The sequence below is a fragment of the Beggiatoa alba B18LD genome, assembly GCF_000245015.1.
Classification (GTDB): domain Bacteria; phylum Pseudomonadota; class Gammaproteobacteria; order Beggiatoales; family Beggiatoaceae; genus Beggiatoa; species Beggiatoa alba.
Genome location: NZ_JH600070.1, coordinates 2,215,224 through 2,227,641, shown reverse-complemented (window position 1 = coordinate 2,227,641; position 12,418 = coordinate 2,215,224). Strand labels below are relative to the sequence as shown.

General features: G+C 39.5%; 11 protein-coding genes. 9 read left to right on the top strand and 2 right to left on the bottom strand.

Annotation, left to right across the window (positions count from 1 at the left end; genetic code table 11):
- Window positions 1-12: 12 nt before the first annotated feature.
- From secG to rpmG, 4 genes are all read left to right on the top strand, one after another.
- Window positions 13-567 carry a preprotein translocase subunit SecG gene (secG, locus tag BEGALDRAFT_RS19715; protein WP_002685891.1) on the top strand — a complete coding sequence of 185 codons (555 nt, stop codon included), beginning with the start codon at window positions 13-15 and terminating at the stop codon, window positions 565-567.
- A 443-nt stretch (window positions 568-1,010) separates the two neighbouring features.
- Entirely contained in the window at window positions 1,011-3,965 is a 2,955-nt protein-coding gene (locus tag BEGALDRAFT_RS18185; RefSeq protein WP_002685890.1) for an ATP-binding protein, read from the top strand.
- 36 nt (window positions 3,966-4,001) lie between these two features.
- Window positions 4,002-4,238 carry a 50S ribosomal protein L28 gene (rpmB, locus tag BEGALDRAFT_RS09055; RefSeq protein WP_002685889.1) on the top strand — a complete coding sequence of 79 codons (237 nt, stop codon included), beginning with the start codon at window positions 4,002-4,004 and terminating at the stop codon, window positions 4,236-4,238.
- Between the two features lie 27 nt (window positions 4,239-4,265).
- Window positions 4,266-4,421, top strand: a complete 156-nt coding sequence (rpmG, locus tag BEGALDRAFT_RS09050; protein WP_002685888.1) for a 50S ribosomal protein L33 — start codon at window positions 4,266-4,268, stop codon at window positions 4,419-4,421.
- A gap of 71 nt (window positions 4,422-4,492) precedes the next feature.
- Here rpmG and BEGALDRAFT_RS09045 read toward each other — a convergent pair whose 3' ends face one another.
- Together BEGALDRAFT_RS09045 and BEGALDRAFT_RS09035 are read right to left on the bottom strand one after the other, a co-directional pair.
- A complete protein-coding gene (locus BEGALDRAFT_RS09045; protein WP_002685887.1) occupies window positions 4,493-5,095 on the bottom strand; it encodes a nitroreductase family protein in 603 nt (200 codons plus the stop codon).
- A gap of 382 nt (window positions 5,096-5,477) precedes the next feature.
- On the bottom strand, window positions 5,478-6,176 hold the full coding sequence (locus BEGALDRAFT_RS09035; protein WP_002685886.1) for a pirin family protein: 699 nt from the start codon (window positions 6,174-6,176) through the stop codon (window positions 5,478-5,480).
- Window positions 6,177-6,414: 238 nt separating this feature from the next.
- Between BEGALDRAFT_RS09035 and BEGALDRAFT_RS09030 the strand changes: the two genes are divergently transcribed.
- The 5 genes from BEGALDRAFT_RS09030 (at window position 6,415) to BEGALDRAFT_RS09015 (ending at window position 12,417) form a co-directional block, all read left to right on the top strand.
- Entirely contained in the window at window positions 6,415-9,156 is a 2,742-nt protein-coding gene (locus BEGALDRAFT_RS09030) for a C25 family cysteine peptidase (protein ID WP_002685880.1), read from the top strand.
- Window positions 9,157-9,178: 22 nt separating this feature from the next.
- Window positions 9,179-10,306 (top strand): fibronectin type III domain-containing protein, encoded by a 1,128-nt coding sequence (locus tag BEGALDRAFT_RS09025; protein WP_002685879.1) that lies wholly within the window; start codon window positions 9,179-9,181, stop codon window positions 10,304-10,306.
- Window positions 10,307-10,317: 11 nt separating this feature from the next.
- Complete coding sequence (locus BEGALDRAFT_RS19175; protein ID WP_002685878.1) at window positions 10,318-10,461, top strand: hypothetical protein; 144 nt, start codon at window positions 10,318-10,320, stop codon at window positions 10,459-10,461.
- A gap of 540 nt (window positions 10,462-11,001) precedes the next feature.
- On the top strand, window positions 11,002-11,901 hold the full coding sequence (locus BEGALDRAFT_RS09020; protein ID WP_002685877.1) for a diacylglycerol/lipid kinase family protein: 900 nt from the start codon (window positions 11,002-11,004) through the stop codon (window positions 11,899-11,901).
- Between the two features lie 36 nt (window positions 11,902-11,937).
- Window positions 11,938-12,417, top strand: coding sequence for a DUF4381 domain-containing protein (locus BEGALDRAFT_RS09015; RefSeq protein WP_002685876.1), 480 nt, complete (start codon window positions 11,938-11,940; stop codon window positions 12,415-12,417).
- Window position 12,418: the final 1 nt, after the last annotated feature.

The following is a 12,418-nucleotide window of genomic DNA, read 5'->3' as shown; positions in this document are numbered from 1 at the left end:
GTATCTATTATTATGCACGCTGTATTGATTGTTCTCTATATTTTTGTTTGTATTGGTTTGATTGGCTTGGTATTAATCCAACATGGTAAAGGGGCTGATGCGGGTGCTGCTTTTGGCAGTGGGGCTTCTTCGACAGTGTTTGGGAGTCAAGGTTCAGGCTCATTTCTAACCCGTTTAACCGCTGGATTAGCAACTGCTTTTTTTATCTTAAGTCTGGTTTTAGTGTATTTCGTTAGTCATAGCAGTACAAAAAGTCAAAGCGTGACAGACATTATTCAACCCGTCGCGCCCGTTACAACGAATACACCAGCACCGACAACCAATAGTAATACCATTACGATTCCTGTGAATGGTGGTGATTTACCACCGCAGCCAGCCAGTGGGACAACGCCAAGCGTGGAAGTAACGACAACACCCGTTTCGGGTAATTCACCTGTGCCGAGTGTAGAAGTGAGCACAACACCCGCAACACCAACCAATAACGCGCCTGCGGTTGCACCAGCTTCCGCGCCAGAAGCATCTGCACAATCACAACCTGCTCAACCCGCGCCTCCTGCAAATCAATAACGATTTTGTATAGTAGTCGTCTTACAAGACCCAACTCGTTTTTAATAATGAGTTGGGTTTTGTGTTATTTATAACCTGAGTTCTGCCAGTTTTTTTAACAGAAACTCGCCAAATTCAGGTTAAATTAAATCGTGAGGTTCAGGCGTAAAATAGCATCAGCTATTTTACGCAGATAAATTATAGTAAACACACTATAAAACGATGCGAATGACTGGTAGTCCTGTGAGGACTGCCAGTCCTAAATTTAAATCACTTTGTGGTACGTTTACTATATTTTCTTCCTTCTTGTTTTTCATCAGGATTTACCAGATAGAATTAAAAGTAGGACATGCTAAGAAGCAGGGTTTTAAATGAGTAAAACCCGACCTGTTTAGCACGCCCTAATAATTGAAGTGTTCTAAATGGATAAATTCGGAAACCGCTTAAAAAGAGGGGTAGGCAACGTGAAACAGTTATTTCAGCGTTATTTTGGTCGTTATCAATTTGTCTCAGCATTATTACTCTTTATGCTATTACCGTTGGGCATTGCGATGTTTTTTAGTTATCGGATTGCTTACGATAGTTTATTGAGTGCAGGGCTGGCACAAGCGAATAGTGACGTGACACGAACCAGTCATGAATTACATAAACAATTAGCCAATTTTTCCAGCGATTTATTATTGCTTACTCGTGTTGCACCTTTAGAAAATTTAATCAATTTAAATCCCGTCATCGATGAAGCCACAACATTAGCGCAGTTAACACAATTATTTATTACCGTTTTGAACAGTAAACAGGGTTATCAGCAACTTCAATATATCAATGCTGTGGGTCAGCCTGTTGCAGACGTTATTATTCAAAAAGGGCAAACAGTCGCAATTCCCATAAAAGACACTGTTTTAACACAGGAACAAATAGAAATATTTAATCATGCACGTCAGTTAGAAGCAGGAAAAGTCGTTTATTCCGCTGTAAAGCCTCCCCAAAATATGGCAAGCACGCCAATATCTACGCCTGTACGCATTCAGTTAAGTACGCCTTTGTATGATACACATCAACAATTTAAAGGCGTTTTAGTATTAGACATTGCAATGCGTACTTTGCTCAATAATCGTATATTGAATAATCAGCAAATTTATATTACTGATGCGGCAGGTAATTATCTTTATACACCACAACATAGTATCGGTTCATCAGAAAACACTAATAACAGTGCATTAGTCGATTTTCCTTTATTGGCGTTATATAAAAACTCGCAAAAACTGCAAACCATGACTGATTGGGATGCCAAGCGTAATGAGATTGTTGCTTTTTATAAATTTTTTCTAAATACCACAGATGCAAATTATTGGCTGATTATTAGCACACTTGAGAAAGATGCCGTATTTAATCCTTTATATACATTGAAATTAATTTTTTTAGGCATTGTCATTGCCACTTTTTTAGTATTATTAATTCGTGCTTTATTAATTGCTCAAATTCATAAGCGTTTTGAAAAGCAATTATTTGCACAAGAACATTTATTACGTTTAGTTATCAATAGTATTCCTCACTATATTGCTTGGAAAGATGTTCATGGTCACTTTTTAGGTTGCAATCAAAATTTTGCTGATTTTGTAGGCGTAGAAACGCCTGAACAGTTGTTGCAAAAAACCGATTATGATTTGCCCTTAAGCGTGTCAGTCAACCCGCACCTTGTACGTCAATCTGATGAACGGGTGATGCAGACTAATCAACCTGCTTATCATTTAACCGATATTTTGCATTTACCCAATGGGCAAGAAATTTGGGTAGAAATTAATAAAATTCCACTACATGATGCGCAACATCGAGTTATCGGTCTCTTAACCATGTTAGAGGACATTACGCAACGTAAACAAACCGAAATGAATTTACAAAATGCAAAAGAATCCGCAGAACGGGCAAATAAAGCGAAAAGTCAGTTTTTAGCCAGCATGAGTCATGAATTGCGTACGCCATTAAACGGTATTTTAGGTTATGCGCAGTTATTGCAACAAAATTATGAGTTTAATCAAAAGCAACTTGAGGGTTTAAGCATTATCCAACGAAGTGGCGAGCATTTACTGACCCTAATCAATGATGTGTTAGACCTTGCAAAGATTGAGGCGGGACGGTTTGAACTGCAATTAGGCGAAATTCGATTTCATCAATTTTTAAATGATTTAAATAGCTTATTTTCCATGCGTTCGACACAGAAAGGCGTGGCATTTTTTTATAACATGAGCAGTCATTTACCAACGGTTGTTCGCGGAGATGAGAAACGCTTACGGCAAGTATTAATTAACTTATTAGGAAATGCGGTTAAATTTACAGAGCAAGGCGGGCGTATCACGTTAAATGTTGGTTATGTCACAACTGACGCAGAAATACCGAGCACAGACGAGCAAAAAATCCGTTTTCTCATCAGTGATACGGGGATTGGTATTCCTCAGGAACAATTAGATAAGATTTTTTTACCCTTTCAACAGGCTGATAACAAAATTCATCATCAAATCAATGCTGCTGAAGGGACAGGCTTAGGCTTAACCATTAGCCGTACATTGGTTGAGATGATGGGCGGTTGTTTACAAGTGAGTAGTACTATTGGGGTTGGAAGTCAATTTTGGTTTGATATTCATTTACCGTCTTTAACAACGCAAACAGTCATGGTGGTAGAGGCAATCCCCTCACCACAAAAAATTATTGGTTATCAAGAAGGTAAGAAAAAAGTTTTAATTATCGATGATTCGGCTGAAAACCGATATATGTTGGTCAACTTGCTTTCCCCATTAGAGTTTATTCTTGCAGAAGCGAGTAATGGCGTAGAAGGTTTAGAAAAAGCCTTGCAAGTTTATCCTGATGCGATATTAGTTGATTTATTGATGCCTGAAATGGATGGTTTTGCATTAATCCGCCATTTGCGAGAATTGCCAGCCTTTAAAAACACGTTAATCATTGCGATTTCTGCTAGTACATTTGAGCATATACAAACAGCCAGTTATTCAGCAGGTTGTAACGTTTTTGTTGGTAAGCCTATCTATATTAATAACTTATTAGAAATAATTAGAAAAAATCTTAATCTCACATGGGTTTATGAAGAAGATACAACGTCTATTGCAACCCTGCCCGCACTCACGGAAACATTATCGCTACCCACGCATTTAATAGAGAATTTGTATCAATTGGCGTTAACAGGAAAAACTAAGCGGGTTTTAAATGAAGTCGAGGATTTAATTAAAAACTATCCTGATTTAACCCCCTTTTTAGAACGTATTCGTATTTTGGCGAAAAATTTTCAGAATAAGAAAATTTGTGATTTATTATATAGTTATGTTGATGTGGCTTCGATACAACGTTCTACAGAGCAATTGGACTTGCATAGCGAAGAAAAATCTGTTAAAAAGACAAGTTTCACTTAGCCCTGTTTTTAACAGTAACAGGAAGGAATCTTAAACATGTCTAGAGTATGTCAAGTTACTGGGAAACGCCCTATTTCAGGGAACAAAGTTTCTCACGCGAATAATAAAAGCCGTCGCCGTTTTCTGCCTAACTTACACATCCATCGTTTTTGGGTAGCCAGCGAAAACCGTTGGGTGCGTTTACGTTTAACCAGCAATGCCATGCGCACGATTGATAAGCAAGGAATTGATGTCGTTTTAGCAGATTTACGCAGTCGCGGAATGAAAATCTAATCTTTTTAACATGAGCCGAGGCGTATTATGCGCGATAAAATTAAACTGGTTTCTAGTGCTGGAACAGGTCATTTTTACACCACGACCAAAAATAAACGGACAATGCCTGAAAAAATGTCAATCAAAAAGTTTGACCCTGTTGTTCGTAAACACGTTGAATATAAAGAAGCAAAGATTAAATAATCTCCTTGCGCTTTAAACTCACGCACCCTATCACAATGCCCCCGTGTGCGTGAGTTTTCCCACCTGTGTGTTTAAATAATCCCTTTATCCCAAGTCCCATCAAAGAATTGTTTTTCTAAAGCAACCCGTTGACGGGGTGCAGTTTCCCGCGCTTTCATATCCCCTGTTAATGTGTCTGCTTCTGCTTGATATCCCACGGCAATCATTGCCATACAGGTGATGCCATCAGGAATATTAAACACAGTTTTCGCTTTTGCAGGGTCAAAACCACCCATTTGATGTGCCACTAAACCTAAAGCAACCGCTTGTAAACATAAGTTTTCGCTGGCCGCACCTGTATCATAACTTGCCCAACGGTTTGCATGTCCATTGTGTTTAAAATTATCGCTGGCAGTTGCCAAAATAATCACGGGGGCATTTTTCACCCATACTTGATTACCTTCAACTAAACAATCAAACGCATGTTGCCAAGCCGTCGGGTTGCTGTTTTTATCACAAATGACAAACCGCCAAGGTTCATCCCCAAAGCAAGAGGGAGCCCAACGAGCAGCTTCGACTAAGGCTAAAATCTGTTCGCGACTGACTATTTTTGTCGAATCATAAGCCCGAGGACTCCAACGATGTGCGATTAATTCATGAATCGGTGCGTTTGCTGTGGCTGGATTTGGTTGCATGTTTGGTTTCCTTTCAATGTAGAGATAACGGGATGAAATATCAGCTATTTGTCTGAATCAGAATTCACAGAATTTTCAGAATTAGCAGAATTAAAAAGCATTATTCACCTTAGTTATCCTGAAAATCCTGATTCAGACAATGTTTTAATCTTGTTAGGTCTTTTTTTGTCTGAATCAGAATTCACAGAATTTTCAGAATTAGCAGAATTAAAAAGCGTTATTCGCCTTAGTTTTTTGGTTTAAGGGTTTTAAATCCTGTTAATCCTGAAAATCTTGATTCAGACAATATTTAATCTTCTCTGATGAATCCTTTTCACATGTTCTGACAGACCTACTAGGTTTTTAAAACCTAGTAGGTCTCTATTTTTTTATAAAACTGGAGTTATGCTAAATCAAAGAGTAAAACTTCAGCATGTTCCATAGCAGTTAATTGCAAGTTTGTCTCCGCTTCAATAGTCATTGCGTCACCACTTTGCAAGACATGTCCATTAGCTTCAAGCGTACCGCGTGCGATGTGCAAATAAATCCGACGGTTAGGGCTTAATGTCATGACGGTTGTTTGTCCCTGCTTTAACTGTGCTGCGTATAACAAGACATCTTGATGAATCGTTACAGAACCAAAACGCCCATCGGGTGAACCTACGAGGACAAATTCGCCTGCTTGTTCTGCCACAGTAAAGGCTTTCTGCTCATAACTTGGCGGAAGGTTTAACTGATTGGGTTTAATCCAAATCTGTAATAAATGCACATTTTCTTGAGAAGAAGCATTATATTCGCTGTGATTTACCCCTGTGCCTGCACTCATGCGTTGTACTTCGCCTTTACGAATCACCGCACTATTGCCCATGCTATCCCGATGCGCTAATTGACCTTCTAAAATATAAGTCACGATTTCCATATTGCTATGACCATGCATAGGAAAGCCAGCGGCGGGAATAACAGTGTCTTCATTAATCACCCGCAATGCGCCAAATTGCATATGCTGAGGGTCATAATAATCAGCAAAAGAAAAACTGTGATAGGTATCTAACCAACCGTGATTTGCGTGCCCGCGTTCTTGAGAAGGACGTAAACTAAACATGATTAACCCCCTTAAAGAGTCACTAATATGCTAAAACATCAACGATAGAAACGTAATAAACGACCTGTTTAAAAGTTGACTATAGTATAGTCTATATTAGTACAATTTAAACTAAGACTTTATTGATTTATTCCTCAATCCAAAAGTTTGTTATAAATAGAATAAGATTATCAATCATCAACCCGTTGATTAGTGCAAATACCTATTTATTCATAACGTAACTGAGTGAGTGTTTCATTTGAATACCATCCGCTTTTTTATCAGCCTCTGGCTCTTATCGTTTCAATCGCTGGCTTTTGCAACAACAGAGATTCAATTGCTTGAAAGCAATTCGCAATTTGCAACCTTACAGTTAATCAGTGATGGCTTACAGCTTATCCCGACCACTGATGAGATAGGCGAAACGCAATACCAAGTTCAATTAGCAGGCGCAAGTTATCGCCCTGATGCACCGCTCCCGTTACGCGGAACGCTATTAGCAACGCCAGAAGGCGCAACGCCTCGTATTGAAATTTTAGACAGTGTCGTACAAACCATGCCCGCCCGTTTAGCTATCACGGATACAAACGGTTTACCACAAACTCCCGTTAAGTTTGGAATAACAGGAAAAATTCGTGAGCAATCCATCACGCAAGTGATTTTTAACCCCGTTTTATACGATGCAAACGCGCAACAAATAACTTTTTATCAACAATTAACGGTTAAAGTCTGGTTTAACGCTCCCACAACACGCAATTTGTCATCAACAGAGACAGAAGCACAACCCGTTTTTAATCAAGTTTTACAGCAAACCTTGCTCAATTATTCCCCTGTTACTGTATCCGCTAACAAGACGCGGGCATTGACCACAAGCACAACTTGCCCCGCAGGCAATATTCGCTTGCAGCTAATGCTAGAAAAAGACGGGATTTATTTTTTAACGAAACAAGATTTTCTTAAAATCGGTTTAGATATCAGTCAATTTGACCCGCGATGGATAGAAATGAGTTTACAGGGGCAAGCTATTCCCTTGTATGTTTTAGGGGAAGAGGATGGCGTATTTAACGATAGCGACGCGATTTTTTTCTACGCACAAGCCATGACAGGCGAATATACCCGCACTAATGTTTATGATTTAACCCTAAAATTTGATGGCACAACCCGCATGAGTCTTGCAGATGGCACGCCTCACGCTGATTTAACCCCATTAACGCAATTTCGCGCGAGTAAACGGGTCGAAGAGGATAAAGAATATTGGGGAGCAGTGCCGACAGAAGATAGTAATGGCTGGTTTTGGGCGCGTTTAATCGCAGGTGGTTCACAAGCGATGCCCGTAACTTTATCCAATCTAATCAAAGAAGCGACTGAAACTGCTAACTTGCGTGTTTATTTACAAGGGCGGGCGGGCGATGTTTACTACACACCTGACCATCATACCTTAGTCTTTTTAAATCAAGATAATATTCAAGATGCGTATTGGGATGAACAAGAGACTTTTGTCCATCAAATTGAAGTTACACAAGATAAACTGATTCAAGGTAGAAATACCATTACTTTATCGTCTTTAGGCAAAACAGGCGCAAGTGTTGATGAACTCTATGTTGATGCCTTAGAAGTGGATTACACCGCAAGTTATACCGCTGAAAATAATCAACTGACCTTTACAACGGCTGAAACAGGGCAAATAAACATCCAACTCAACGGCTTTACCTCAGATTTTATCGTTTTAGTTGATATTACCGACCCTGATAATGTAAAGCCTTATATTAATACCCAAATCACCCGCCAAACCAATGGCACTTACAGCTTATTATTCGGTGATACCCTCAGCACAGCTAAAAAATGGCTTGCCTTAGGCTTAGATGTCGCTTTACTCCATCAACCGACTGCCATGCACTTAGAAATCCCCAACGACCCGCCGTTAAAATCTCCGTGTCAACAAGCGGATTATCTTGTCATTTATCATGAAAGTTTTGATGTGAGTCGTTTAGTGAATCACTTAAAAACACAAGGTCATCAAGTATTAAGTACAACGACGCAAGATATTTATGACGATTTCAACAATGGTGTCATGAATCCACAAGCAATTAAAGACTTTATCAGTTACGCTTATCAGCATTACCAAAGCCCGCGCCCCGCTTACGTGCTATTTATTGGCGATGCGAATCAGGATTATTTAAACCGTTTAGCAGGTGGCATTAATTATGTACCTACTTATATTTTAAAAACTCCTCGTTTAGGCGATACCGCCTCCGATAACTGGTTTGTGAGTGTTAGCGGTGATGACCAACTGCCTGATTTAATCGCAGGACGAATACCTGTGCGTACACAAGCACAAGTTGAGGCAGTCACCGATAAAATTATCGCCTACACCCAACCCAGCACAACAACGGATAATTGGCAAAAAAATGTCTTATTTGTTGCAGATAATGAAACCGAATTTGAAGCCGTTTCTAACTATCTCATTACTTATCGAATTCCCAATCAAATTGCTCACAGCGTTTATTTAAATGCTTACAATGACAGTGGTTCATTAGCAAAAGCGGATATTATCAAATATTTAAATGAGGGCGCATTAGTCACCAGTTATAATGGACATGGTGGCGTAGAAAACTGGGCAGGCGAATTCATGTTCGAATCATCAGATGTGGCTTCCTTAACCAATCAAGACCGCTTAACATTTGCTGTTATACTAAGTTGTATTAATGGGCGATTTGCAAATTATCGAGCGACTGAAAACCCACTCGCAGAAGCCTTATTAAACACAGCAAACAAAGGGGCTATTGCTGTTTTAGCACCAACAGGGTTAGGGGCAAGCATTGAACACGCAGCGATGTCAGAAGAGTTGTTTAAAAATCTTTTTGTGAATCAGCAAACTGAGCTAGGTGCGTTAGTAACCAGTGCGAAAATAGAAGCCGTGACCACTTATGGGGTTTCTATCGATAATTTAGAAATTTATACCTTATTTGGTGAACCGAGTTTGCATATCCAATTACCATAAATTTTTAGGGAGTTTATTTAACATGCAAGAACGTTTAAAACAGGCTTTACCGCTATTTTTCACGCTGGGATTAACTGCTGGTGTGCAGTTTGATGCGTTAGCAGTGGAGTTACAGACTGACGGGGGAACTTGTACCGTGACTAATACTGCAATTGGTGGTGGGACAACAACTGCAGTTTTAACAACGAATTTACCTGCTGGAGTTGCTTGCACAAGACAATATTGGACATTTGATAATACAACCAATTGCTCAAATGCAACCTTGACTTTCAGTAGTTTTGGTGGCTTTCCTATTCCCCATTTTTTCATTCCCAATGTCTATAAATTAGTATGTAGTAACGTTGCACCAGCTGGAACAAACAACACTGACTATTTTACAAATACTAACTTTAATGCAGGTGCGTCCACCGTTGCCAGTGCTAATTTTGTCGGTGGTGCAAATCCCAATGGTATTATTATTTTTAATAGTGTCACTTTCACATCGACTACATTGAACTCTTGCGTCCTCTGCTCTACCCAAGAAAACCAAAACCCTTCAGGCGGCGCGGGTGGAGCTGGCGGTGACCTCCTCGTCACCCTCTCCAGTTTCAACGCCATCAGCTTGCCCGACAGCGTAAAGCTCACATGGAAAACCGCGTTTGAGCTAGACAATGCAGGCTTTCATATTTGGCGCAGTGACAGCAAAGACGGCACATATCAACGCCTAACCAGTGCCTTGATTCCTGCGGATGGTGTCGGCAGTGCTTATGGCTTTACCGATAACACCACGATTGTAGGACAACGCTACTACTACAAATTGGAAGATATCGATTTGCACGGCGTGAGCACATTTCATGAACCTATCACCGCCATGCCTAACGCCATTACCATCCTAAGCCCCGCCGATAACAGCACGGCGGATAAAACCCAATCGCCTACTTTAGCATGGACAACAGAGAGTTACACAGGATTCAAGCTACAATACTCTGTTGATAATGGACAAACCGTTTACGAACTTCCAGCAACCAGCACATTTACGCCCCCATTCAACGACTGGCAAACACTGGTCGAACAGTTACCAAAACCGACTAATCTCATTTGGCGTGTGGTTGGACAAGATGAAGTGGGCAATCAGGCTTATAGCGAAATACAACATTTAACGATTGAATAGAGGCAAGGCTTATGAACGACACGCAACAACCTAAACCGACAGAAGAAACCGTCGACGACCGTCCCTTATATGAACCGCCAAGCATTAAGGTTTTTCAACAAGATGAATTACTGAAAAATGTTGCCGTTCATGGATGCAGTCCATTTGATGAATAAGTGATTGATAAAACTCACTCATAAAAAAGGCGTTTCTACCATGAATCGCCTTTTTTTATGGAAATTAATCAATTATATAAATTGAGTTCTACGAGATTTTAAAAAGACAACAGCTTGTCTGAATCAGAATTTTCAGAATTAAAAAGACAAGAAAATTAAAAGAATAAAAAATTATATTTTTAATTGTTTTTAATTCTGCTAATTCTGAAAATTCTGTGAATTCTGATTCAGACAAAAAAAAGACCTACTAGGTTTTGAAAACCTAGTAGGTCTGTTTGACCTTACTTTAATCGGCAAGATTAAAATATTGTCTGAATCAGAATTTTCAGAATTAACAGAATTTCCAGAATTAAAAAGACAAGAAAATTAAAAGAATAAAAAACTATATTTTTAATTATTTTTAATTATTTTTAATTGTTTTTAATTCTGCTAATTCTGAAAATTCTGTGAATTCTGATTCAGACAAAAAACAGACCTAGTAGGTCTGTCGGAACACGCGGAACTGAAAATACGCCCCTTTTTTTACACGTCACTTAAACCATGAAAACCGCTATTATTATCAATCGCTATGCAGGCAGTATGCTGGGAAAATCGCCCATAGACCAAGCGAAAAAATTACACCGTTGGGCACATGCAGCAGGGTTAAATGCGCGAATTTTCGTAATTAAACCCAAATGGTTAAAAACAATATTAACCCGTTTAATCAATGCCGATTTTGAGCGGATTATCGTTGGTGGGGGCGATGGAACATTAAACACAGCCGTTAATTTACTCGCAGGAACATCCATTATTTTTGGTGTACTACCGTTAGGCACATTTAACCAATTTGCACGAGAATTAGGCATTCCACTGGATATTGAACAAGCTTTGCTTGTTTTAGCAAAAGCAGAAGCACAAAGCATTGATGTAGGGGAAATTAATGGACATTTATTTTTAAATAAATCGTCTATCGGTATTCATCCGCGAGCGATTGAAATTCGGGAACAATATCGCCGTCGCTGGGGCTGGAGCAAAGCCGTTGCCGTGAGTATTGCGCTGTTTAAAACCGTGTGGCGACCGCCCAAATTACGCTTGAAAATCACGTCTGATAAGCAACAGCAAATCATCGTAACGCCTTTTTTATTGGTTGGAAATAATAGTTATGAAAGCGAATTTTTAGCGTTTCCGAAGCGAATTGCTTTAAATGATGGCTTATTAAGTGTTTTATATACTCACAGAATTAGTCGCTTTACCTTGCTTAAAATGGCAATTCAAGCCTTATTTGGTAAACCATTAAAACAAGTTCCTGAATTAGCCAATATTACAACATCTGATTTTTATGTAGAAAGTCGTCGGACTTATTTAAAACTCGCGGTAGATGGCGAAGTGTATAAAATGAAACCGCCTTTACATTTTAAAATTCATCATCGCCGTTTACGGGTTTTAATCCCTTCTCTATAAATAAAATAACCCTGTTAAACCATCTCAAGGCGCGATATGGACGAATTACGCGATATACGCGGACTCAGCGAAATTTCATGGTTTCCGCTGGCAAATGGTTGGCTTATTGTTTTAAGCCTTATTGCTATTATTTGTTTTATCTTGATTTATCGCATGATACGCCGTTATCGACAACACCAGCGTTGGCAATGGTCTGCTTATCAAATATGGCAACAACTCAATCCACTCACCGTAAATAATCCGCAACAATTACAGACGAATTTGCAAACGCTCAACATTTTATTAAAGCGCGTTGCTATCCAACGTTATGGGCGGGCGGAATGTGCTGGTTTAACGGGTCAAGCATGGCTCGTATGGCTGACGATACATGACCCAAAAGGGTTTAATTGGCAAACGGATGGCAATCTTTTGCAGTCGCAGTTATACGCATCCCCTGAACAATGCCAACAATTGCTTGAATATAAGAGCGAAATCACCGCAATTTATCACGCAGTCGGCGCGTGGATTGAGGTTTAAC

Excerpts from the sequence above, each read along its gene's own strand:
- rpmG (WP_002685888.1), top strand. The coding sequence starts at position 4,266 with ATGCGCGATAAAATTAAACTGGTTTCTAGTGCTGGAACAGGTCATTTT.
- BEGALDRAFT_RS09025 (WP_002685879.1), top strand. The coding sequence starts at position 9,179 with ATGCAAGAACGTTTAAAACAGGCTTTACCGCTATTTTTCACGCTGGGA.
- BEGALDRAFT_RS09045 (WP_002685887.1), bottom strand. The coding sequence starts at position 5,095 with ATGCAACCAAATCCAGCCACAGCAAACGCACCGATTCATGAATTAATC.
- BEGALDRAFT_RS09015 (WP_002685876.1), top strand. The coding sequence starts at position 11,938 with ATGGACGAATTACGCGATATACGCGGACTCAGCGAAATTTCATGGTTT.
- BEGALDRAFT_RS09035 (WP_002685886.1), bottom strand. The coding sequence starts at position 6,176 with ATGTTTAGTTTACGTCCTTCTCAAGAACGCGGGCACGCAAATCACGGT.
- rpmB (WP_002685889.1), top strand. The coding sequence starts at position 4,002 with ATGTCTAGAGTATGTCAAGTTACTGGGAAACGCCCTATTTCAGGGAAC.
- BEGALDRAFT_RS09020 (WP_002685877.1), top strand. The coding sequence starts at position 11,002 with ATGAAAACCGCTATTATTATCAATCGCTATGCAGGCAGTATGCTGGGA.
- secG (WP_002685891.1), top strand. The coding sequence starts at position 13 with ATGCACGCTGTATTGATTGTTCTCTATATTTTTGTTTGTATTGGTTTG.
- BEGALDRAFT_RS19175 (WP_002685878.1), top strand. The coding sequence starts at position 10,318 with ATGAACGACACGCAACAACCTAAACCGACAGAAGAAACCGTCGACGAC.